This window comes from Amycolatopsis sp. cg9, assembly GCF_041346945.1.
GTDB lineage: Bacteria > Actinomycetota > Actinomycetes > Mycobacteriales > Pseudonocardiaceae > Amycolatopsis.
Genome location: NZ_CP166850.1, coordinates 5,814,023 through 5,834,847, shown reverse-complemented (window position 1 = coordinate 5,834,847; position 20,825 = coordinate 5,814,023). Strand labels below are relative to the sequence as shown.

At 74.6% G+C, this 20,825-nt stretch carries 21 protein-coding genes; 12 read left to right on the top strand and 9 right to left on the bottom strand.

Annotation, left to right across the window (positions count from 1 at the left end):
* Nucleotides 1-1,743: a SulP family inorganic anion transporter gene (locus AB5J73_RS27835; protein ID WP_370961616.1), complete on the bottom strand. Its 1,743-nt coding sequence runs from the start codon at nucleotides 1,741-1,743 to the stop codon at nucleotides 1-3.
* Between the two features lie 134 nt (nucleotides 1,744-1,877).
* On the opposite strand from AB5J73_RS27835, the gene AB5J73_RS27830 reads away from it, so the two are divergent.
* Nucleotides 1,878-2,753, top strand: a complete 876-nt coding sequence (locus AB5J73_RS27830) for a universal stress protein (RefSeq protein ID WP_370961615.1) — start codon at nucleotides 1,878-1,880, stop codon at nucleotides 2,751-2,753.
* Nucleotides 2,754-2,837: 84 nt separating this feature from the next.
* On the opposite strand, the gene AB5J73_RS27825 is transcribed toward AB5J73_RS27830, so the two are convergent.
* Nucleotides 2,838-3,344 carry a MarR family winged helix-turn-helix transcriptional regulator gene (locus tag AB5J73_RS27825; RefSeq protein ID WP_370961614.1) on the bottom strand — a complete coding sequence of 169 codons (507 nt, stop codon included), beginning with the start codon at nucleotides 3,342-3,344 and terminating at the stop codon, nucleotides 2,838-2,840.
* A 367-nt stretch (nucleotides 3,345-3,711) separates the two neighbouring features.
* Between AB5J73_RS27825 and AB5J73_RS27820 the strand changes: the two genes are divergently transcribed.
* Nucleotides 3,712-3,963 carry a hypothetical protein gene (locus AB5J73_RS27820; RefSeq protein WP_370961613.1) on the top strand — a complete coding sequence of 84 codons (252 nt, stop codon included), beginning with the start codon at nucleotides 3,712-3,714 and terminating at the stop codon, nucleotides 3,961-3,963.
* Here the strand turns inward: AB5J73_RS27820 and AB5J73_RS27815 are convergent.
* On the bottom strand, nucleotides 3,935-6,556 hold the full coding sequence (locus AB5J73_RS27815; RefSeq protein WP_370961612.1) for a SpoIIE family protein phosphatase: 2,622 nt from the start codon (nucleotides 6,554-6,556) through the stop codon (nucleotides 3,935-3,937). The genes AB5J73_RS27820 and AB5J73_RS27815 overlap by 29 nt on opposite strands.
* Nucleotides 6,557-7,017: 461 nt before the next feature.
* Here AB5J73_RS27815 and AB5J73_RS27810 point away from each other — a divergent pair, with 461 nt between their 5' ends.
* From AB5J73_RS27810 to AB5J73_RS27800, 3 genes are read left to right on the top strand one after another with little or no spacing between them, the layout of a single operon-like run.
* Nucleotides 7,018-7,437, top strand: a complete 420-nt coding sequence (locus tag AB5J73_RS27810; RefSeq protein ID WP_370961611.1) for a pyridoxamine 5'-phosphate oxidase family protein — start codon at nucleotides 7,018-7,020, stop codon at nucleotides 7,435-7,437.
* Between the two features lie 56 nt (nucleotides 7,438-7,493).
* Nucleotides 7,494-8,186, top strand: coding sequence for a response regulator transcription factor (locus AB5J73_RS27805; protein ID WP_370973360.1), 693 nt, complete (start codon nucleotides 7,494-7,496; stop codon nucleotides 8,184-8,186).
* Complete coding sequence (locus AB5J73_RS27800; protein ID WP_370961610.1) at nucleotides 8,183-9,532, top strand: ATP-binding protein; 1,350 nt, start codon at nucleotides 8,183-8,185, stop codon at nucleotides 9,530-9,532. Before AB5J73_RS27805 ends, AB5J73_RS27800 begins: the two co-directional genes overlap by 4 nt.
* Here AB5J73_RS27800 and AB5J73_RS27795 read toward each other — a convergent pair.
* The 3 genes from AB5J73_RS27795 to AB5J73_RS27785 form a co-directional block, all read right to left on the bottom strand.
* Nucleotides 9,504-10,715 carry an APC family permease gene (locus AB5J73_RS27795; RefSeq protein WP_370973358.1) on the bottom strand — a complete coding sequence of 404 codons (1,212 nt, stop codon included), beginning with the start codon at nucleotides 10,713-10,715 and terminating at the stop codon, nucleotides 9,504-9,506. The genes AB5J73_RS27800 and AB5J73_RS27795 overlap by 29 nt on opposite strands.
* A gap of 80 nt (nucleotides 10,716-10,795) precedes the next feature.
* The gene (locus tag AB5J73_RS27790; protein WP_370961609.1) at nucleotides 10,796-11,173 is read right to left on the bottom strand and encodes a VOC family protein; all 378 of its coding nucleotides are present in this window, start codon (nucleotides 11,171-11,173) and stop codon (nucleotides 10,796-10,798) included.
* Complete coding sequence (locus AB5J73_RS27785; RefSeq protein ID WP_370961608.1) at nucleotides 11,170-11,901, bottom strand: ArsR family transcriptional regulator; 732 nt, start codon at nucleotides 11,899-11,901, stop codon at nucleotides 11,170-11,172. Before AB5J73_RS27785 ends, AB5J73_RS27790 begins: the two co-directional genes overlap by 4 nt.
* A gap of 124 nt (nucleotides 11,902-12,025) precedes the next feature.
* Here AB5J73_RS27785 and AB5J73_RS27780 point away from each other — a divergent pair, with 124 nt between their 5' ends.
* The 4 genes from AB5J73_RS27780 to AB5J73_RS27765 all read left to right on the top strand — a co-directional run bounded on the left by AB5J73_RS27780 (nucleotide 12,026) and on the right by AB5J73_RS27765 (nucleotide 15,186).
* Nucleotides 12,026-13,408, top strand: a complete 1,383-nt coding sequence (locus AB5J73_RS27780) for a ferric reductase-like transmembrane domain-containing protein (RefSeq protein WP_370961607.1) — start codon at nucleotides 12,026-12,028, stop codon at nucleotides 13,406-13,408.
* Between the two features lie 13 nt (nucleotides 13,409-13,421).
* Entirely contained in the window at nucleotides 13,422-13,862 is a 441-nt protein-coding gene (locus AB5J73_RS27775) for an FMN-binding protein (protein ID WP_370961606.1), read from the top strand.
* 249 nt (nucleotides 13,863-14,111) lie between these two features.
* Nucleotides 14,112-14,603 carry an FAD:protein FMN transferase gene (locus AB5J73_RS27770; RefSeq protein WP_370961605.1) on the top strand — a complete coding sequence of 164 codons (492 nt, stop codon included), beginning with the start codon at nucleotides 14,112-14,114 and terminating at the stop codon, nucleotides 14,601-14,603.
* Nucleotides 14,604-14,649: 46 nt separating this feature from the next.
* The gene (locus tag AB5J73_RS27765) at nucleotides 14,650-15,186 is read left to right on the top strand and encodes a DUF2231 domain-containing protein (RefSeq protein WP_370961604.1); all 537 of its coding nucleotides are present in this window, start codon (nucleotides 14,650-14,652) and stop codon (nucleotides 15,184-15,186) included.
* 15 nt (nucleotides 15,187-15,201) lie between these two features.
* Here AB5J73_RS27765 and AB5J73_RS27760 read toward each other — a convergent pair whose 3' ends face one another.
* Together AB5J73_RS27760 and AB5J73_RS27755 are read right to left on the bottom strand one after the other, a co-directional pair.
* Nucleotides 15,202-16,134 carry an SDR family NAD(P)-dependent oxidoreductase gene (locus tag AB5J73_RS27760; protein WP_370961603.1) on the bottom strand — a complete coding sequence of 311 codons (933 nt, stop codon included), beginning with the start codon at nucleotides 16,132-16,134 and terminating at the stop codon, nucleotides 15,202-15,204.
* Nucleotides 16,135-16,184: 50 nt separating this feature from the next.
* Entirely contained in the window at nucleotides 16,185-17,552 is a 1,368-nt protein-coding gene (locus AB5J73_RS27755; RefSeq protein ID WP_370961602.1) for a TIGR01777 family oxidoreductase, read from the bottom strand.
* A 171-nt stretch (nucleotides 17,553-17,723) separates the two neighbouring features.
* Here AB5J73_RS27755 and AB5J73_RS27750 point away from each other — a divergent pair, with 171 nt between their 5' ends.
* From AB5J73_RS27750 to AB5J73_RS27740, 3 genes are read left to right on the top strand one after another with little or no spacing between them, the layout of a single operon-like run.
* Nucleotides 17,724-19,292, top strand: a complete 1,569-nt coding sequence (locus AB5J73_RS27750) for a cytochrome bc complex cytochrome b subunit (protein WP_370961601.1) — start codon at nucleotides 17,724-17,726, stop codon at nucleotides 19,290-19,292.
* Nucleotides 19,289-19,672, top strand: coding sequence for a hypothetical protein (locus AB5J73_RS27745; protein WP_370961600.1), 384 nt, complete (start codon nucleotides 19,289-19,291; stop codon nucleotides 19,670-19,672). Before AB5J73_RS27750 ends, AB5J73_RS27745 begins: the two co-directional genes overlap by 4 nt.
* On the top strand, nucleotides 19,669-19,965 hold the full coding sequence (locus AB5J73_RS27740) for a DUF3099 domain-containing protein (RefSeq protein WP_370961599.1): 297 nt from the start codon (nucleotides 19,669-19,671) through the stop codon (nucleotides 19,963-19,965). Before AB5J73_RS27745 ends, AB5J73_RS27740 begins: the two co-directional genes overlap by 4 nt.
* Here AB5J73_RS27740 and AB5J73_RS27735 read toward each other — a convergent pair.
* A complete protein-coding gene (locus AB5J73_RS27735) occupies nucleotides 19,930-20,775 on the bottom strand; it encodes a MerR family transcriptional regulator (RefSeq protein WP_370961598.1) in 846 nt (281 codons plus the stop codon). The two genes, AB5J73_RS27740 and AB5J73_RS27735, sit on opposite strands and share 36 nt — an antisense overlap.
* Nucleotides 20,776-20,825 lie beyond the last annotated feature (50 nt).

Sequence of the window (20,825 nt, the reverse complement as noted above, 5' to 3'; positions counted from 1 at the left end):
TCACGGACGAGCCTCCTCCGGTCGCGGGTCCCCGGAGCCAGGATGCCCCGGCCGCGGCGGCGGCGCGACCGGCCGGGCCCGGTCCTCGCGGGCCGCGGTGCCCGCGCGGTAGGCGGCCACCGCCGTCGGCAGCGTCGGGAAGATCCGCTCCTCCCCCACCTTCGCCACCAGTCCCGCGGCGACCAGGTCGTCCCGCAGGTCCTGCTTCACCCGCGCCATCGCGAACACCACCCCTCGCCTGCCGAGTTCCGCCCGTAGCCGGTCGAGCGCGTCCGCCGCGGTCACGTCCAGTTCGACGTTCGCCTCCGCGTTGAGCACGAACCACCGGGTCTCCCCGGCCGTCGCCGCGAGGGCGCGGCGGCGGAAGTCCTCGGCGTTCGCGAAGCACAGCGGAGCGTCGTAGCGGTACACGACCAGCCCTGGTTCGGTCGTCGCCGCCGGGTAGTCGTCGACGTCGTGCATGCCGGCCAGCCCCGGGACGGTGCCGAGGATCCCGTCGTGCGGGCGGGCGATCCGGCGCAGCAGGTCCAGGATGGACAGTCCGACGGCGGCCAGCACGCCGTAGAGGACGCCCAGCCCGAGCACCCCGGCGGTGGTCAGCAGGGCGAGCACCAGCTCGCTGCGCCGGAACCGGGCGAACCGCCGCAGCTCGCCCACGTCGACGAGGTGCCACGCGGCGAAGACCACCAGCGCACCGAGAGCCGCTTTGGGGAACGCCGCCAGCAGGGGCCGCGCGAACAGCGCGGCGAGCACCACCGCGACCAGCGCGACCAGCGAATGCAGCTGGGTCCGGCCGCCCACCGCCGCGCCGAGCGCCGTCCGGCTGCCGCTGCTGCTGACCGGGAAGCCGTGCAGCAGCCCCGCGGTCACGTTCGCCGCGGCGAGCGCCCGCAGCTCCTGGTCCGCGTCGATCTCCTCGCCCCGGCGGGCCGCGAACGCCCGCGCCGTCAGCACGTTGTCGGAGAACCCGACGATCGCGATGCCCACCGCGGGCAGCACCAGCTGCCCGACGTCGGCCGCGGACACCCCGGAGACCGCGGGTGGCACCCCGGCCGGCAACGCCCCCACGACGTCGACGCCCGTGAACGCCGTGGCGGCCGCGGTCGCCACGGCCATCGCGACGAGCGGCCCGGGCAGCCACGGCGTGCACCGCTCCAGCAGGAAGAGCAGGGCCAGCACGCCGGCCGCCAGCCCGACGACCGGCCAGCGCACCTGCCCGAGCCCGGCCAGCAGCGAGCCGATCTCCGCGGCGAACCCGTCGCCGTGGACGGGCACGCCGGTGATCTTGCCGAGCTGCCCGGCGACCATCAGCACGGCCACGCCGGCCAGGTACCCGGTCAGCACCGGCTTCGACAGCAGGTCGGCGAGCACGCCGAGCCGGGCCAGCCCGGCGACCAGGCACAGGCAGCCGACCATGATCGCGAGCACCGCCGCCAGCGCCGCGTAGTGCCCGGGGTCGCCCGCGGCCAGCGGCATCAGGACCGCCGCCGTCATGAGCGCCGTCGTCGACTCCGGCCCGACCGAAAGCTGCCGCGACGAACCGAGCAGCGCGTACACCGCCAGCGGGCCGAACGCGGCCCACAGCCCGGCGACCGGCGGCAGCCCGGCCACCTCCGCGTAGGCCATCACCTGGGGCACGAGGTAGGCGGCGACCGTGACGCCCGCGACGACGTCTCCGCGCAGCCAGGCGCGCCGGTAGTGGCGCAGGCGCGCGAGACCGGGCATTGCGGTGGCGGAGTTCATGCGACCGAGGATGCGGGCCGGGCGCTCCGCCGGGCTGCGGCCGGAAGTCCCACCGCCGGGGGACTTCCGGCCGCAGCCGGGAAACCCCGGTGCGCCCTACGGTCGGATCCCGACACCCGGATTCAGGAGCCGTCATGACCACGACGCAGCAGCCGATCGTGACCGGAGTCGACGGATCGGGCGAGGCGCTCGACGCCGTCCGCTGGGCCGGCCGCGCCGCCCGCCTGCACGACGTCCCGCTGGAGATCGTGCACGCCCTCGACTTTTCGGCGCTGCTCGCCGGCGGCGTCGTCCCGCCGCCGGAGGAGATGAAGGACGTCCTGCGCGCGCACGGGCACCGCTACCTGCGCGCCGCGCGGGAGATCGCCGAAGCCCAGGGCGCCACCGACGTGACCACCCGGCTGGACCCCGACCGGGCCGCGCAGGCGCTGATCGAGGCGTCGCGGAAGGCCTCGCTCGTCGTGGTCGGTTCGGGCGGCCGCGGGCGGCTCACCGGCCTGCTCTCCGGCTCCGTCGCCTCGGCGGTCGGCGCGCACGCCGGCTCCGACGTGGTGGTCGTCCGCGGTGAGACCTGGGACGAGCCCGGCGCGGCGGACCGGCCGGTCGTCGCCGGGATCGACGGCAGCGAACCGAGCAGCCGGATCCTCGCCACCGCGGTCGCCGAAGCCCGGGCCCGGCACGCCCACCTGGTCGTGGTGCACGCGTCGGCGGACGACCCGCCGCGCCCGGAAACCGAACGGCACCTGGACCCGCGGACCCTCACCGACGCCGGCCAGCGGCTGCTCACCGGCCTGACCGGCGACCACGACGCCGGCGAAGTCCGCATCGAGCGGGTCGTGGTCCGCAGCCACCCCCGGCACGAGCTGATCGAGCGCAGCGCCACCGCCCAGCTGGTCGTCGTGGGCGACCGCGGCCGCGGCGGCTTCCCGGGGTTGCTGCTGGGTTCCACCGGCCAGGCACTGCTGCACAACGCGGCCTGCCCGGTGTACCTCGTGCGCACCACGTCCTGAGCGGTCCACCGGCCCGGGCGGCGGTTTCCGGCCGGCGAAGCCGGGGACCGCGCACAGCGGGAACCCGCCGTGTCCTGGTCCCGGCTAACCGGCCGGTCCGGCGGTCCGGTCGGTGAGCGCACCGGCCGACCGGACCCGTTCGGTGAGCGCGTCTCCGATCGAAGCCGGCTGAGCGGCCCTTTCCCGCAGCGCTTGGGCGATCTTCGCGAGCACATCGGTGAACTCCCGGATGTGACCCGGCTCCGAGCGCTTGACCGACTGGTGGACGTCGTCGCGGAACAGGCCGAAAGTGGCTTCGATGGCCGCGCGGCCGACGGGCGTCAAGACGACCAGCACGCTGCGCCGGTCGGTCGGGTGCCGTTCCCGGCGGGTGAACCCGGCGACCTCGAGCCGGTCGAGAAGCGCGGTCACGCTCGCCGAAGCGATGCCCAGGCGTTTCACCAGCGCCGACGGCGGCAACGGCCCCTCGTGCAGCAACTCGCCCATGACGGCGGCCTCGTGCACGCCGACGCCGAGCGCGGACGCCATCGCACGGCGGTAGTCGTCGGTGGCCACGATGACCGCTCTCAGCTGCTCAGCCAGACGTTCCATGCCTCACTACCCGTTGAGATCACCACAAAAGAATCTAGTTAACCTAGATACTAGCTCATCTAAGCTCGTCGCGTCGGCGATGTGATCCATCACCCAGCCGCGTCGCGCCGGCCGAAACCCGACGAAGATTCTCGGCTCCCGAAATAGAACAGGGCCGAGAATCACGGCGCCACACCCGCTCCGATTCAGTTGCCCCGCAGGAACAACCGGCCGGCGGCAAGCCAATTTCCGACTCCGGCAAATCTCCGAACACATTCGACGCCGAAATACCGGATACCGGAGAAATTCCATCGCAGCACCGGTCGGCGAATTGCGGAAAGCCTCGTTATCCTCGGGCCGACGAGCACTTCTCCGAGGAGATCCACCCATGCCTGACGCACCTTTTCCCGAACCTGCCGCCCCGCAGCCCGAGGTCGCCGTCCTCCGCCGCGAGCGCAACCGGTGGCTACGCCGCGAAGCGAACCTCGTCCTGGGCAGCACCGGCGCGGACGAGCCCGAGGCCCAGCAGGCCCGGACCGCTCACCTGGTGCTCACGTACGCTTTGGCGGTCATCGAGCAGCGCGCCGCGGTGATCGGCTCGTTCGCCGACCTCACCCGGGCGCACCGAGACCGGAACTGAGGTTCCGCGCCGGTTCCGGGCGCCCCACCGGAACCGGCAGGTACCGCAGGCACACCACGGCGATGTCGTCCCGGGCGGCGGTGCCGCCGACGAGCGCGTCGAGGAGGCCGTCGCACAGGTCGCCCGGGGCCGCGCGGGCGTGGCGGGTCGCCGCCGCCAGCAGGCCAGCGAACGCCTCGTTGACCGGCAACCGGTTCTGTTCGATCAGCCCGTCGGTGTAGCAGACCAGGGCGGAGCCGGGCAGGACCGTCAGCTCGGCCTGCGGGCGCCCGCGCAGCGGCGGCAGGCAAAGGAGCGAAGACCGGGCACCGTCGAGCAGGGCCGCCGTGCCGTCCGGGGCGATGAGCACCGGCGGCGGGTGCCCGGCGGCCGCGTAGCGGAACCGGCCGGTCGCCGGGTCGAGCTCGGCGACCAGCGCGGAGGCGTGCTCGGCGCCGGCCGTGCGGCCCGCGACCAGGTCCAGCCGGTCCAGCACCGCCGCCGGGGGCAGCTCGGCGAGGATCAGCGCCGTCGCCGCGCTGCGCATCTGCCCCATCACCGCCGCGGCGGCCAGCCCGTGCCCCACGACGTCCCCGATCGTGACCGTGAGGCGCCCGTCCGGGTGGGTGACCAGGTCGTACCAGTCGCCGCCGATCGACAGGTTCCGCTGGCTGGGGCGGTAGCGCGCGGCCGCCGCCACGCCGCGCGAAGCGGGCAAGAACCGGGGCAGCTGGCTGGTCTGGAGCGTCCAGGCGACCGACCGTTCGCGATCCGCGCTGCGCGCCGCGTGCAGGACGAGCGCGGCGCGGACGGCGAGGTCGGACAGCAGGGCGAGGTCTTCCGGCGTGCGGTGCCTGCCGGATCCGGTGTGCCCCAGCACGAGCGCGCCTCGCACCGCACCCTCGGCGGTCATCGGCACCGCGGCCAGCGAGCCCGCACCGGTCCCGGGCAGATCGGGGACGACGACCGGTTCGCCGGTCGCCAAGACCGTTTTCACCGCGGGCACCGCGGCTTCCGGACGCGCGGCCACCGGCCCGTCGCGGTGCGCCGCGACGACGACCGTGTCCTCGTCGTCGCCGAACTCCACGACCGCGAAGTCCGCGAGGGCGGGTACGAGCGAATCGACGAGCCGCTGCGCGCGTTCCTCGGTCGTGCCCGGGGTGCTGATCGCCGCCAGCACGTCCCCGATCAGCCGCTGCCGCCGTTCCCCGTCCTCCGCCCGCTGCCGGAGGCGCTGCTCGGCCTCGTACAGCTGAGCGCGGTGCACGGCCTGCGCGGCTTGCGCGGCCATCGTCAGCAGGACGACGCGCCGGGCTTCGGAGTACTTGCGCGTCTCGCGGAAGTACAGGCCCAGGAAGCCGAACACCGGACCCGAAGTGCTGAGCGGCAGGATCGCTGCGGCGCACGCGGGCAGCACGGTGCCCGGGACCGGCCGCGCACCGGAAAGGAAAAGGGGCTCGCCCGCCCGCACCACGCCGGCCTCGGGCGCGGCCGACGGCACGGTCACCGGTCCGGTGCCGGCCCGGGTCCACGCCTGGAGTTCACCGCCTTCGGCGAGCACCCCGATCGCCGCGTCGACCGGCTCGCTGTCGTGGATCCCGGTGAAGGCGGCGACGATGGCGGGCATCGCGTGCGCGGCCGCCAGCGCGTCCGCCACGGACTGCAGGCCCCGCGCCCGTTCGTGCGCCGCGTGCTCGGCCTCGGCCACCGACTGCGCTCGCCGTCGCCGCTCTTCCGCCGCCGCGGCGACGCGCACCGCCGCGTCCCGTTCGGTGACCGTCACCGCGAGCGCGAGCATCGCCAGCAGCACGACGGCCAGCACCACCTGGAGGTGGACGAGCCCGTCCACCGGGGTGCCACCGGCCCACGGCCCGCGCCCCGCCGCCGTGCCGGCCGTCGCGACGAAGGCGACCACCACGCCGCCCGCGGTCACCGCCCGCAGGCCCCACCACAGGGCGGCCCAGCCGAACACGACAACACCGGCGTAGCCCGCGGCCCCGACGTCCGCCCAGAACACCAGGACCGCGAAGCCGCCCATGGCGATCGCGGCCAGGATGGCTCCGGTGCGCCGGCCCCGCCACGGACCGCGTCCGCCCCAGACCAGCGCGGCGGTCCCGACCACCAGGACACCCAGCCCGTCACCGACCCACCAGCGCCCGGCGACGGTCCACCACGCCACGCCGCCGTCGCCCACGAGCCAGGACGTGCTCGCGCCGAGCACGGCTCCCACCGCCGGGGCCGCGAGCACCGCGGCGCCGACGAACCGGACCATCCCCGGCCAGGTCCCGGACGGCCGGGCCGCCCCGAGCAGCAGCGCACCCAGCACCGGCTCGGCGGTGTTCGCGAGGACGAACCCGCCGGCGGCGACCAGGCCGAGGCCCTGGCTGAGGTCCACGAGGAGTTCGGCCACCGCGACACCGGCGGCGACGGACGGCCAGAGCCGGCGCGGCAGCAGGCACAGCAACGCCAGGCTGAACCCCGCGGACGGGAAGAACGTCGGCCCCGCGGCGGAGTCGAGCACGGTGAACGCCACCAGCGCGCCCGCGGCGTACCCGCTGCCCGCCACCAGGAACCACAAAACGGGCTTGCCCGACCGACGCAGGTTCTCGCGCACCACAGCCACTCCCCGCGCACCCCACGGAACGCCCGCACCACTCTCCTCGACCGGTGCCGCGCGGGCAACACCCCGTGCGGGATCGAGATTCTTCGTCACCGGGAATTCCGGCCGGGGGTCCGCGCGGTGGTGACTTCCGGGGCCGGACGCGGTCACCGCGGGATCTGCCGCGTCCCGCGCGCTTTTCCCCGTCGTCGTGCCCGGGCGGGGTGTTTCGGGAATCGGCCACGCCGGCAGCCGACCGAAACCGGAGCGGTCCGGTTGCCGGAATGCCACCACCCGGGTCGCGCGAGTGGCCGGGAAACGGGCCGAACCGGGATGTCGTGCGCGGCCTGAACGGCCACCAGGGGCCGGCGGCGCGGTGACTTCGGTCCCGCCGTCGGGTGACCTCGGTCCCTGGGGGTTTCCCCCGCGCCCGCCGAGGATTCCCCCATCGGCGGAGTTCGAGACCGGAGGAACCGGTGAGCACTTCGGAACTGCACGTGCTGGGCCCCGGCAGCTGCCGCGCCCTGCTCGCCTCCGTCCCCCTCGGCAGGCTGGGGTTCATCCGCGCCGGGCGGCCGGCGATCCGGCCGGTCAACTTCACCCTCGCCGGCGACACGATCTGGCTGCGCGCGGGCCGGAGCTCCTGGGCCGACGGCCTCGACGGACAGCCGGTCACCTTCGAAACCGACGCCTACGACGAGGCCGGGCACACCGGCTGGAGCGTGATCGCGAGCGGCGTCGCCACCCTGACGACGGACGTCGCGACCGTGGCGGCCCAGCTCGGTGCCGGTCTGCGCTCGTGGGCTCCCGCTCCCCGCGATCGGCTGCTCCGGATCGACGTCGACCGGATCGAAGGCAGGCGGCTCACCCGCTCCGCGGCGGACGGCTCGCCCTGACGACCGCTGCCCCTCGCCCGCACACCGAAACGCCCCGCCGGACGCGCGCGGGCATGATGGCGGGCATGCCGCACCGCGTCCTGCTCGCCGACGACGACCGCGCGATCCGCGAGTCCCTCGTGCGGGCCCTCGACCTCGAGGGCTACCACGTCACCGAGGTGACCGACGGGGTCGGCGCGCTGGCCACCGCCCGGCGCGACGACTTCGACGTGCTGATCCTCGACGTGATGATGCCCGGCGTCGACGGGCTCGGCGTCTGCCGGGTGCTGCGCGCCGAAGGCGATCCCACCCCGATCCTCATGCTCACCGCGCGGGTCGAGACCCCCGATCGGGTGGCCGGCCTGGACGCCGGGGCCGACGACTACCTGCCCAAGCCGTTCGAGCTCGACGAGCTCCTCGCCCGCCTGCGCGCCCTGCTGCGCCGCACCTCGCCCGAGCCGGAAGCCCGGCGCACGCTGCGGCTCGGTGAGCTCGCGGTCGACCCGGCGGCCCGGCGGGTGTGGTGGCAGGGCACCGAGATCCCGCTGTCGAAGACCGAGTTCGACCTGCTGGAACTGCTGGTGCGCAACGCCGGCATCGTCCTGGACCGCGCCACGATCTACCAGCGCATCTGGGGCTACGAGTTCGGCGCGGACTCCAAGAACCTCGCCGTCTACATCGGATACCTACGGCGCAAGCTGGACCAGGCGGGCGCGACGGAGCTGATCCACACCGTCCGCGGCGTCGGCTACTCGGTGCGGCCGGCGTGAACCTGCGCAGCAAGCTCGCGATCGCGTTCGCCGGCGTCGGCGCGGCGGCGGCGATCCTCGTCGGGGTGCTGAGCTACCAGGCCGCCTCGGAGCGGATCGACGCCGAGCTCGACCGGTCCCTGCTGACGACGTCGGCCGAAGTCGCGGCCGGTGCGACGCAGGTCCTCGCCCCGAGCCCGGTCACCCGCGGCCCCGATGACGACGACCACGACGAAGCCCAGCCGATGGTGGCGCAGTCCATCGGCCCGGACGGCGCCACCCGGCCGGTCGGCGGGCGCCGGGTGCGCCTCCCCGTCGACGGCGACGACCGCGCGCTGGCCGCGACCGGGGCGCTCGGGGCCCACCGCTACTGGGACTTCACGGCGGGCCGCGACGACTACCGGGTGATCACCGTGGCGCTCGGGCCCGGCCGCGGCGCCGTCCAGCTCGGCATCGACGTCGACGAGTCGCGGCACGTGCTGAGCGGCCTGGCCACCCGCATCACCGGGGTCAGCGCGCTGGTGCTGGCCGCCGCCGCGCTGGCCGGCTGGCTGCTGGCCCGGCGGATCACCCGGCGGCTGGTCCGGCTGACCGAGGTGACCGAGCAGGTCAGCGACGGCCGCCTCGACGACGTCGCCGTGCCCGCCGGCGGCCGCGACGAGGTCGGCAGGCTCGCGACCTCGTTCGACCGGATGCTCGGCCGGCTCGCCGACGCCCGCGCCGACCAGGAACGCCTGGTCCAGGACGCCGCCCACGAACTGCGGACGCCGCTGACCAGCCTGCGCACCAACGCCAGCGTCCTGCGCCGGTTCGCCGAGCTCAGCCCCGAGTCGCGCGGCCGGCTGCTCGACGACGTCGACGGGGAAACCCGCGAGCTGACCCACCTGGTCGACGAGCTCGTCGAGCTGGCCACGCGCCGGTACGAGGCCGAGGAGGCCGGGCCGGTCGACCTGGGCGAGATCGCCGGGCACGCGGCCGATCGCGTGCGGCGGCGGTCCGGGCGCGCCATCGCCGTCGAAGCCGGTCCGTCGGCGGTGACCGGCCAGGCGAAAGCGCTGGAACGCGCGGTGGCGAACCTGCTGGAGAACGCCGTGAAGTTCGCGCCCGACGGCCCGATCGAGGTCGTCGTCCGCGACGGCCGCGTGGCGGTGCTCGACCGCGGCCCCGGCATCGGCGACGACGAGCCGGCCCGCGTGTTCGACCGCTTCCACCGCGCGGACAGCGCTCGCGGCCTGCCCGGTTCCGGGCTGGGGCTGGCCATCGTGCGGGACATCGCCCTCGCCCACGGTGGCACGGTGTTCGCCGAGCCGCGCCCGGGCGGCGGTGCCGTGGTCGGCTTCACCGTCGGCGCCGAGCACCTCCGGTGAACCACCGGACGACCGCCCGGCCGCCCAGCCCGGCCGCGAACACCGCCACGCCGGCGCACACGGACACCCAGGGCAAGGTGGCGACGAGCAGGACACAGCCGAGCAGGCCCGCGACGTTCAGCCACCGCGGCCACCGCCGGTCCGGGGCCCGCTGCGTGAACGCCGACGCGTTGGCGATCGCGTAGTAGACCAGGACGCCGAACGAGGAAAAGCCGATCACCCCGCGCAGATCCACCGTGAGCACGAGGACCGACACGACCGCGGCCAGCGCGAGTTCGGCGTGGTGCGGCACCCGGAACCGCGGGTGGACCGCCGCGAGCCAGGTGGGCAGGTCGCGCTCGCGGGCCATCGCCATCCCGGTCCGGCCGATCCCGGCGATCAGGGCGAGCAGGGCGCCGAGGGCGGCCAGCGCGCCGCCGACGCGGACCGCGGGGGTCAGCGCCCCGGTCCCGGCCCGGTCGAGCGCGGTGACGAGGGGAGCGGCCGCGTCCGCCAGTGCGCCCGGCCCGGCGGCGAGCAGGACCGCGACCGCGACGACGAGGTAGACCGCCACCGCCAGGGCCAGCGCGATCGGGATCGCGCGGGGAATGGTCCGCCGCGGGTCGCGGACCTCCTCCCCCAGCGTCGCGATCCGCGCGTACCCGGCGAACGCGAAGAACAGCAGGCCCGCGGACTGGAGAACCCCGTACCAGCCGCCCGAAGCCAGTGCGGCGAAGCCGCCGAGGTTCCGGGTCGTGGTGCCGTCGCCGGCCGCGATCCCGGCCACCACCACCGCCAGCGCGACCAGGCTGGTGCCGACCAGGATCCGCGTCAGCGCCACGGTCTTGGTGATCCCGCGGTAGTTCAGCGCGGCCAGGCCGAGCACGCCCGCGACGGCGACCAGCCGCTGCGCCCAGCCTGGGCCGGGGACGGCGTAGGCGGCGAAGGTCAGCGCCATCGCCGCGCACGACGCGGTCTTGCCGGCGACGAACCCCCAGCCGGCGGTGAACCCCCACCACGGCCCGAGGCGTTCCCGCCCGTAGACGTACGTGCCCCCGGACACCGGGTACTGCGCGGCGAGCTGAGCCGAAGCGACCGCGTTGCAGTACGCGATCGCCGCCGCCAGCGCCAGGCCCACCAGCAGGCCCGTGCCCGCGGCCTTCGCGGCCGGGCCGAACGCGGCGAAGATCCCGGCCCCGATCATCGACCCGAGGCCGATCACCACGGCGTCCTTGGTGCCCAGCCGGCGTTCCAGCGCCACCGGCGAACGAGGTGCCACGACGCCTACCGGGCCGGCTGGAACAGCTCGACGGGGTTGCCCGCCGGGTCGTCGAAGACGATCTGCCGTCCGCCCGGTCCGGTGACCACTTCGCTGCGGAACGGCACCCCGGCCGCCCGCAGCCGCTCGACCTCGGCGTCGAGGTCGTCGACGACGAAGTGGATCCGGTTCCAGCCACCGGGCGCGGGCCGCGTGCCGTCGGGCAGCGCGCGGCCCGCCGAGCTGTCCGGGCCGCTCAGCAGCAGCCGCAGCCGGCCGCGGGTCACCTCCGCGAAGGCCGGCACGCTGAACCGCTCGGTGAACCCGAGCCGTCCCGTGTAGAACGCGACGGCGCGCTCGACGTCGTCGACCAGGTAGCGCACACTCACCAGCTCTTCGGTCATGCTCCGATCTCCTCGTCTCGCGGGGTGGCGGACTGCCGGACCAGGAAGTGGATCCGGTCGTCGAGGTCGGCCGCCACGCGGCGGAACGCCGGGAGGCAGTCCGCTTCGCGCGCCGGGTCGGGGATGCTCCAGTGGATCGTCCGCGGCCGCCCGGGCCACGGCGGGCAGACTTCGCGGACCTTGTCGCACAGGCTGACCACCCAGTCGAACCGCCGTCGCCGCACCGCGTCCAGGTGCGTGGGCTCGTGGGTGAGCGCGATGCCGCGCTCGGCCAGCGCCCGGACCGCGTCGGGGTGCAGTGGCTTCGGGTGGCTGCCCGCGCTGAGCGCGCTCCCGCCCCGGTGCCGCAGCAACGCCGCAGCCATCGGCGACCGGCCGCTGTTGCCGGTGCACACGAACAGCACCGACGGCCGCGCCACCGGCCCGGTGCCCGCGACGGTCAGGCCGGGGTGCACCGAGGAGCCGGCCTCGGCCAGCGCGGCCGCGCACCGGCGCAGGTCGAGGTGGTAGTAGGTGTCGCGGCCGTCGAAACTGCTCCGCCGCGCCGTCACCAGCTCGGCCGCGCGCAGCTTGCCCAGGTGGTAGGAGACCAGGTTCTGCGGCTGCCCGACCGCGGCCACGAGCTCGCGCACGCGGCGGTCGCTCACCGCCAGCTCCCGCAGGATCCGCCAGCGCAGCGGGTCCGCGGCCAGCCGCACGAACGGCGGTGGGAGGTCGGCTCCGGTCACCCGGGCACCATACATCAATCCTGGTTGATGCATCAGGCTCTTACCGAACTCTCACCCTGGTCACGTCGACGGCTCACCGGGCTCCGGAAGGGTGGATCCCGAAGCGATCACCCCGAGGAGCCCGATGTCCGCCACTCTCGTCGTCCCCCGCCTCGCGCGGCCCGCGACCCGCGCGTGGTGGCGGGACGCCGCGGGCCTGACCGCCTGGCTGAGCGTCCTGTTCGTGGTCGCGCTCTGGGTGTCCGGGCGCGGCCTGCAGGACCTCGGTGCCGGCTTCTTCACCTCGGCCGGCCGGCTCACCGGGCTGCTGTCGGCGGACCTCTTGCTGCTGCAGGTGCTGCTGATGGCGCGCATCCCCTGGGTCGAGCGCAGCTACGGCCAGGACGAGCTCGCCCGCCGCCACCGGCTCGCCGGGTTCACCTCGATCACCTTGCTGGCCGCGCACCTCGTGCTCATCACCCTCGGGTACGCGGCGGCCGATCGGTCCGGCGTGGTCGCCGAGGCGTGGGCCCTGATCACGACCTACCCGGGCATGCTCCTGGCGGCCGCCGGAACGGCCGCGCTCGGCGTGGTCGCCGTGACGTCGGTGCGCGCGGCCCGGCGGCGGCTGCGCTACGAGTCCTGGCACCTGCTGCACCTCTACGCCTACCTCGGTACCGGCCTCGCCCTGCCGCACCAGCTGTGGACGGGGGCCGACTTCACCGCGTCCCCCGCGGCGACCGCCTTCTGGTGGACCGCCTACGCCTCGGCCGCGGGCGCGGTGCTCGTCTTCCGCGTCGGGCTGCCGGTGTGGCGCAACGCCCGGCACCGCCTGGTCGTCGAGCAGGTCGTGCCCGAAGGCCGCGGTGTCGTCTCGGTGTACCTGCGCGGCCGGGCCCTCGACCGCCTTCCCGTGGCGGCCGGTCAGTTCTTCGTCTGGCGGTTCGCGGCCGGGCCGGGCTGGACGCGCGGCAAGCCGTTCTCCCTTTCGGCCGCCCCCGACGGGCACCGGCTGCGCATCACGGCGAAGGACCTCGGTGCGGGCAGCCGCCGGCTCGCCACCCTGCGCCCCGGCACCCCCGCGCTGTTCGAAGGCCCGTACGGCCGGCTGACCGGAGCCGTCCGAAGTGGACAGAAGATCGCGTTGTTCGCTTCGGGCATCGGGATCACGCCCCTGCGCGCGCTCCTGGACGAACTCCCCTACCGCCCCGGGGAGGCCGTGCTGTTCCAGCGGGCCGGCCGCGCGGCGGACCTGCTGTTCCGGCGGGAGCTGGAAGACCTCGCCGCCCGCCGCGGCATCCGGATCCACCACCTGCTCGGCCGGCGCTCGCGGGACCGCGCGTCCTGGCTGCCCGCCGGGTACGCCCCGGTGCCCGACGAGCAGGTGCTGCGCCACCTCGTCCCCGACATCGCCGGCCACGACGTCTACGTGTGCGGCCCCGACGCCTGGACCGGTGCGGTGCTCGACAGCGCCCGCCGCGCCGGAGTCCCCGCCGACCGCGTCCACGCCGAGCGGTTCGCCTGGTAGGAAAGGACTTCCGATGCGCAGGATCGCCATCACCCTCGCGGCGACGGTCTCGGTCGTCGTGCTGCTGTTCAGCTACCGCACCAGCACCGGCCAGACCCCGGTCGCGACCGGCCGTCCGCCGGGCGCCACCCCGCCGTCGCGGACCACGAGCCCGGCCACTGCCGCTCCCCCCGGCGGCGCCGGGACGTTCACCGGCGACGCCGCCGACACCCGCTACGGCCCGGTCCAGGTCCGGATCACCGTGGCCGGCGGCAAGATCACCGACGCGCAGGCCGTCGAGTACCCGCAGGAAAGCGGCCGCGACGTCCGGATCAACTCCGAAGCCGTACCGGAGCTGAACCAGGAGGCGCTGCAGGCCCAGAGCGCGCAGATCGACACGGTCACCGGCGCCACCTACACCTCCGAGGGCTACCGGCAGTCCCTGCAGTCGGCGATCGACCAGGCCCACGGGTGACCACCGCGCACCGGCACCGCCGGTCCTGGACCCGGCCGGTCATGGGCACCCGGGCGAGCCTCCACCTGCGCGGGCCGCGCATCGACTCCGACCCCGCGGTCGAGCCGGCCGTGACGGCGGTGTTCGGGCTCCTGCGGGCGGCCGACGAGCTGTTCAGCACCTACCGCCCCGACAGCCAGGTGAGCGCGCTCCGCCGCGGCTCCCTCCCCCCGCGACCACTGGCACCCCTGGCTCCGCGAAGTCACGGCGTTGTGCGAAGAGGCGCGCGAACGCACCGGCGGGTACTTCGACGCCTGGCTGCCCGGCGGCTTCGACCCGGCCGGCCTCGTCAAGGGGTGGGCGGCCCAGAAGGCCGCCGCGCTGCTCGACCACCTCCGCGGGTTCGACCACTACCTCAACGTCGGCGGCGACATCACCGCCCGGGCGGGGGTCACGACCGCCCCGCCGTGGCACGTCGCCGTCGAAGACCCCACCGGCCCCGGCGCGTTCCTCACTCTCCTCGACCTGCGCACCGGCGGCGTCGCGACGTCGGGCTCGGCCGCTCGCGGCGCGCACATCGTCGATCCGCACACCGGCACCCACGCGGGCGAGCTGCTCGCCGTCACGGTCACCGGGCCCACCCTGCTGTGGGCCGACGTGTTCGCCACCGCCGCTTTCGCGCGCGGCGGCCCGGACGTCGAGGCGTGGGTGGCCACCCGCGCGCCCGGCTACGAGGTCGCCGCGCTCGCCCGTGCGCCGTGATGCGGCGTCCGCCCCCGAACCCGTCACCCCCGGCACGAAGGAACCCATGACGACCGTCAACGGCCTGCCCGCCCACGTCCTGCTCGTGCACGCCATCGTCGTGCTGCTGCCGCTTTCCGCCCTGCTCCTGGTGCTCAGCGCCCTGTGGCCCGCCGCGCGCGGCAAGCTCGCCGGGCCGAACGCGATCCTGTCGGTCCTCGTCGTGGTCCTGGTGCCGATCACCACCGAGGCGGGGGAATGGCTCGAACGCCGGGTCGCCCCGACGCCGCTGGTGCGCACCCACACCGAACTCGGCGACACCGCGCTCTGGGTCGCGATCCCGGTGGCGGTGCTGGCCCTCGCGGTCTGGTGGCGCCGCCGCGAAAGCCTGCGCGCCCAAGCGGCCGGCCCGGCGGAGGCACCCGGTCGCCGCACGTTCCTCGGCCCGGCCTCGACGGCGGTCACGGTGGTGCTTTCGGTGCTGTCGATCGCGGCCGCCGGCGCGGCGGTCTACGACGTCTACCGCATCGGCGACTCGGGTGCCCAGGCCAGCTGGCAGAACCAGTTCAGCTCGTCGCCGGCACCCCGGGGAGCCGGCCGCTGAACCGGTCCGCCGTGCTCAGCGGCTCACGGCAGCCAGGCAGTACCGCAGCAGCCGCTCCGCGTCGCCCGCCGCGGGGCGGGTGCCGGGGAGCAGGTGCGCCGGGCGGTCCTGGCGGTCGTGCCAGAACCGGCCCGGCGGCGGGCCGGGCTCGGTCGCCGCGAGCCAGACGGCGGTGTCGGCGCCTTCCGCGGCCCTGCGCAGCGCGGGTCCGACGAGCCGCCGGAACGACGGGAGCGACGCGGCCAGTCCCGGGGTGTCCGCCCACCCGGGGTGGGTGCTGTGCACGGCGATACCGTCCGCACGCCAGCGTTCGGCGAGCACCGGCGTGAGCTCGACCTGCATCCGCTTCGTGCGCGCATACGCGGTCGCGCCGCGGTAGCGGCCGGTGCGGTACTCCGGGTCGTCGACCGCGAGCGGCTGGGTGTACATCCCGCCCGAGGACACCCAGATCACCCGGGCGTCCGCCGACGCGCGCAACGCGGGACGCAGCAGTTCGGTCAGCAGCAGCGGCCCGAGCACGTGCGTGGCGAGCGTGATCTCGTGGCCGGCCCCGGTTTCTTCCCGGCGCGGCGGCAGCACCCCGGCGTTGTGGACGAGAACGTCGGCTCGCGGCTCCCCGGCCGCGAACTCGCGAACCGAAGCGAAATCGGCGACGTCGCACCGGGCCGTCCGGACTTTCGCGGCGGGCGCGAGCGCGCGGACGCGGCCCAGCGCCCGCTCCCCGCGTTCGAGGTCGCGCACCACCAGCACCACTTCCGCGCCCAGCCGGGCCAGCCCGGCGGCCGTCGCCTCGCCGAGCCCCGAGCTCGCCCCGGTCACCAGCGCCACCCGGCCGCGCAGCGCGTCCGGCGCGGGATCGTCCGCCGCCCAGGCCCGGCGCCGCAGCACGTAGCCGAGGCGCGAGTAGCCGGCGACCACGGTGCGGTCGAGCAGGGTGTCGAGCAGCAAGAGGATCCTCCGATCAGGTCAGCGCTCTGTCCACACCGGACCGGGCGCGATCATTTCCGTGCTTCCACAACCGGTTTCGCGTCCGCGCCGGTCGTCGCGCCCAGCAGGTGGGCGAGCACGTCACGCAACCGGGAGTGGCGGAACTCGTGCCCGGCACCGAGCAGGCGCCCCGGCAACACTCGCTGGTCGGCGAACGCCAGCTCACGGGCCCCGGCCCGGCCGAGCAGCAGCCGCGGGCCGATGGGCGGCACGGTCAGCACCGCCGGGCGGCGCAGCACCTGGGCGAGGGTTCGCGTGTACTCGTTGTTGCGCACCGGTTCGGGGGCGACGGCGTTCACCACTCCGGACAGGGCCCGGTCCGTGACCGCCCGCAGGTAGATGTCGGCCAGGTCGTCGAGGCCGATCCACGGCATCCACTGCGTGCCGCTGCCCAGGGGCCCGCCCAGGCCGGCGGCGAACAGCGGGCGCTGCACCCGGAGCACGCCTCCGCGCGGGCTGAGCACCAGCCCGGTGCGCACCCGGACCTGGCGGATCCCCGCCGCGGCCGCGGGTTCGGCGGCCGTCTCCCACTCTTCGACGACGTCGGCGAGGAAGCCCGCGCCGCGCTCGCTGTCTTCGGTCAGCACCTCGTCGCCGCGGTCGGGCCCGTAGAAGCCGACCGCAGAGGCCGAGACGAACACCCCCGGCCCGTCCGCGGTGCGGGCGGCCAGTTCGGCGAGCTTCCGGGTCGGGCCGATCCGGCTGTCCCGCACGGCCCGCCGGTGGCGCTCGTCGAACCGCCCGGCCACCGAAGCCCCGGCCAGGTGCACCACCGCGTCGACGCCGGCGAGCAGGTCCGCGTCCGGTTCTTCGGGCCGCCACGTCCGTTCGTCCGGGGTGCGCGCGCTCCGCCGCACCAGGCGGATCACCCGGTGCCCGCCGGTGGTGAGCAGCGCCGTCAGCGCGGTGCCCACGAGCCCGCTCGCCCCGGTGACCGCGACGGTCAGCGGCTCGTGCCAGTACCTCCGCTGCGCGGCGAGGTCGGCGGCCAGCTGGCGGTACCGGTAGGCGAACATCGAGCGCAGCGCCGCCGCCGGCACCGGCGTCTCCACGCGGTCGGTGAGCACGGTGCGGCCGGGGCCGTCGGCTTCGAACCGGTGGGTGTGGCGCCACGGCAGCACGGCGGAGAGCACCGGCGTGGCCAGCCGGTCGACGAACTGGTGCGGCGGCCGGTAGCCGGCGGGCTCGTGCGCCGCGACCCACTTCAGCCCGCCGGGCAGGACCAGCTCGGCCGTCCCGTCGCGCAGGGAACCCGCCTCCGTCCCGATCCGGATCGGTTGCCACGGCGGGGCGAGCCGCGTGAACGCGCCGGGCAGGCTGTGCCAGGCGAACACCTCGGCCAAGGGGGCGGAGACGACGCCCGAGAACTCCGCGACCACGCGCTCCTCCGATGCAGTTACGACTCAGTACTACGCACAACCCTACGTCGTCCTGGGGTTTTGTGCTCATTTCGCCCGGTCATTGCGATGCACATTCGATGCAACGGCGTGCATTCCCGGCGTACCGGTGTGACGATCGAAGAGCCACGCGACCGATCCCGGGAGAGTCCGATGAGTTCACTCACCACGCCGACCAAGGGGTCGAGTGCCGTGGAGCGGCACGTGGGGGAGGCCGCGGACAACGCGGACCAGCGGTACCACGCGGCCAAGGGGCTGCGGCACCAGATGAACAAGGTGTTCCCGACGCACTGGTCGTTCCTGCTCGGGGAGATCGCGCTCTACAGCTTCATCATCCTGCTGCTGACCGGGGTGTACCTGACGCTGTTCTTCGACCCCTCGATGCAGGAGGTCGTGTACCAGGGCAGTTTCAAGAACATGCAGGGCCTGGAGATGTCGCAGGCGTTCCGCACGACGCTGGACATTTCCTTCGACGTGCGCGGCGGGCTGTTCATGCGGCAGCTGCACCACTGGGCGGCGCTGATCTTCGTGGCGTCGATGGCCGTGCACATGCTGCGGATCTTCTTCACGGGTGCGTTCCGGCGCCCGCGTGAGGCGAACTGGGTGATCGGCGGGCTGCTGCTGATCCTGGGCTGCTTCGAAGGCTTCTTCGGGTATTCGCTGCCGGACGACCTGCTCTCGGGTACCGGTATCCGGGCGACGCTGTCGGGGATCGTGCTGTCGGTGCCGGTGATGGGCACCTGGATCCACTGGGCGCTCTTCGGTGGGGAGTTCCCGGGCGATCAGATCATCCCGCGGTTGTACACGCTGCACATCCTGCTGCTGCCGGGCATCATGCTGGCGTTGGTGGGGGCGCACCTGGCGTTGGTGTGGTACCAGAAGCACACCCAGTTCCCGGGGGTGCGGCGCAAGGAGACCAACGTCGTCGGGGTGCGGATCATGCCGTACTTCGCGTTGAAGGGCGGGGCGTTCTTCACGCTGGTCGTGGGTGTGCTGGCGTTGATGTCGGGGTTGTTCCAGATCAACCCGGTGTGGAACTTCGGCCCGTACAATCCTTCCCAGGTCTCCGCCGGGTCCCAGCCGGACTGGTACATGGGCTGGGCCGACGGGCTGCTGCGCGTGTGGCCGCCGTGGGAGCTCTACCTGGGCGACCACACCGTGCCCCCGGTCTTCTTCGCGGGCGCCATCGGCATCGCCGTCCTCGTCACGCTGCTGCTGAGCTACCCGTTCCTGGAACGGAAACTCTCCGGCGACACCGCGCACCACAACCTCCTGCAACGGCCGCGGGACGTCCCGGTGCGCACCTCCATCGGGGCGATGGCGATCGCGTTCTTCCTCGTGCTCACCCTGTCCAGCTTCAACGACATCTTCGCCGTGCAGTTCGACCTGTCGCTGAACGCGACGACCTGGGCCGGGCGGATCGGGCTGCTGGTCGCCCCGCCGCTGGCCTACTTCCTCACCTACCGGCTCTGCGTCGGCCTGCAGCGGGCCGACCGCGAGGTCCTCGACCACGGCATCGAAACCGGCATCATCAAACGGCTGCCGCACGGTGAGTTCATCGAGATCCACCAGCCGCTCGCCGCGGTGCCGCTCGAGTACCAGGGCGCGCCGGTGCCGAAGAAGATGAACAAGCTCGGCTCCGCGGGCCACGCCGTCCCCGGCTCGCTGCTGACCCCGGACCCGCCGGAGGAAACCCGGGCACTGGACCAGGGGCGGCGATGACCGTCACCGCGCCCCGCACCGCGGTGACCGCCCGGCTCGCGGCCGGGTTCGCCGCCGGCGCGGCACTGTTGTCCGCCTTCGCCACGACCACCAGCTTCGCGTGGCTGCCCCTCGATTCACCGGCGGTGGCCGCGGGCCTGGCGCTGACCGTCCACGCCACCCTGTTCTTGACCATTGTGGACAGCCGGGACCGGCGGCTGCGCGGGACGGCGATCACCGTGGGAGCGCTGCTCGCCTGCTTCCTCCTCGCCGGCTCGCTCTGGTCCGCGGCGACGCACTTCCCCGGGCAGGCGGGGTCGATCCTCGTCCAGGTCGTGGCGAACACCGCCGGCCCGCTGGCCGTCCTGGCCGTCCACACCGGACTCGGGAGCGCCGCGTGAGCCGGCCGGTCCTCATCACCTCGGCCGCGCCGTCGGCCGACGACCAGCTCGCCCGGCGGCGCCGCAAGTACGTGGTGATGATGGGCTGCCGGATCCCCTGCCTGGTCCTCGCCGGGCTCACCGCGCACGTCTGGTGGCTGGCCCTGGCTTTCCTGGCGATCTCCGTTCCCCTGCCGTGGGCCGCCGTGCTCATCGCCAACGACGTCCCGGCGCGCCGGAAGGAGCCCGCCGCCCGCACCCTCGCGCGGCCGGCGCTCTCACGCGGAGAAGGCGGCGAGGGCCCCGGTGAATGACGGCGGGAGCGGTTCGCCCACCGTCGGCAGCCCGCGCCAGCCGGGGCCGGCCGGGCGCACCGGCACCCCTTCCGCGTGCAGGGCGCGCAGGATCCGCACGTCCGCCGACTGCGCGGTCATCGACCACACCACGACTTCGCCCGGCTCGAACCGGGCGGCGACCACGCGCAGGACGTCGAGCGGGACCAGGCCGCCCAGGAACATCGCCGGTGCGCCGTCGTCGTTCAGCGCGGCGCTGAGCATCTTGACCGGCAGGTCGTGGCGCTCCGCCGGGCCGCAGACGAAGAGGATCGGCGCCCGGCCGGCCGGGGCGGGCGTGTCGTACCGGTCCACCGCCGCGGAGGCCGCACTGGCCAGCGCCCACTCCGCGGCCATCGCGGTGCGGTCGCCGTGCCTCGCCCACCGTTCCCCGATGGCTCGCAGCACGGGCCCGACGACCTCGGTCCACGCCTTCGCCACGCCCAGGCTGCCGAGCGCGTCGTCGACCAAACCGCCCATGGTGGCCAGGTCGAGCGACTCCGCGGCCTCGGCGAGCCGTTGCCGGCGCTGCCCGGCGGTCACCTCGGCGGCCGACCGGTCCAGCACCAGCCGGGCGGCCTCGCGCGCGCCGGTCCCCTGGGCCTGGAGCGCCCGCATCCGGCGCAGCCGTCCGACGTCCTCGGGGGTGAACCGCCGCCGGCCGTTCTCCGCGCGCTCCGATGCACCGATCCCGTATCGCTGCTCCCAGGTGCGCAGCGTCACCTGCGACACGCCCAGCGTCCGCGCCACCTCACTCGAACTGAGGGACCGCGCCCCGGCGGCACTGCTCATCGGGCCTCCTCTTGAACGCGTATTGAAGCACGAAGTGGCCGATCAGCCGT

What these genes read in the sequence shown, in the direction of transcription:
- AB5J73_RS27750 (WP_370961601.1), top strand. Translation starts at nt 17,724, where the DNA reads ATGAGTTCACTCACCACGCCGACCAAGGGGTCGAGTGCCGTGGAGCGG.
- AB5J73_RS27745 (WP_370961600.1), top strand. Translation starts at nt 19,289, where the DNA reads ATGACCGTCACCGCGCCCCGCACCGCGGTGACCGCCCGGCTCGCGGCC.
- AB5J73_RS27805 (WP_370973360.1), top strand. Translation starts at nt 7,494, where the DNA reads ATGGCGGGCATGCCGCACCGCGTCCTGCTCGCCGACGACGACCGCGCG.
- AB5J73_RS27820 (WP_370961613.1), top strand. Translation starts at nt 3,712, where the DNA reads ATGCCTGACGCACCTTTTCCCGAACCTGCCGCCCCGCAGCCCGAGGTC.
- AB5J73_RS27735 (WP_370961598.1), bottom strand. Translation starts at nt 20,775, where the DNA reads ATGAGCAGTGCCGCCGGGGCGCGGTCCCTCAGTTCGAGTGAGGTGGCG.
- AB5J73_RS27765 (WP_370961604.1), top strand. Translation starts at nt 14,650, where the DNA reads ATGACGACCGTCAACGGCCTGCCCGCCCACGTCCTGCTCGTGCACGCC.
- AB5J73_RS27835 (WP_370961616.1), bottom strand. Translation starts at nt 1,743, where the DNA reads ATGAACTCCGCCACCGCAATGCCCGGTCTCGCGCGCCTGCGCCACTAC.
- AB5J73_RS27830 (WP_370961615.1), top strand. Translation starts at nt 1,878, where the DNA reads ATGACCACGACGCAGCAGCCGATCGTGACCGGAGTCGACGGATCGGGC.
- AB5J73_RS27825 (WP_370961614.1), bottom strand. Translation starts at nt 3,344, where the DNA reads ATGGAACGTCTGGCTGAGCAGCTGAGAGCGGTCATCGTGGCCACCGAC.
- AB5J73_RS27795 (WP_370973358.1), bottom strand. Translation starts at nt 10,715, where the DNA reads ATGATCGGGGCCGGGATCTTCGCCGCGTTCGGCCCGGCCGCGAAGGCC.
- AB5J73_RS27790 (WP_370961609.1), bottom strand. Translation starts at nt 11,173, where the DNA reads ATGACCGAAGAGCTGGTGAGTGTGCGCTACCTGGTCGACGACGTCGAG.
- AB5J73_RS27780 (WP_370961607.1), top strand. Translation starts at nt 12,026, where the DNA reads ATGTCCGCCACTCTCGTCGTCCCCCGCCTCGCGCGGCCCGCGACCCGC.
- AB5J73_RS27775 (WP_370961606.1), top strand. Translation starts at nt 13,422, where the DNA reads ATGCGCAGGATCGCCATCACCCTCGCGGCGACGGTCTCGGTCGTCGTG.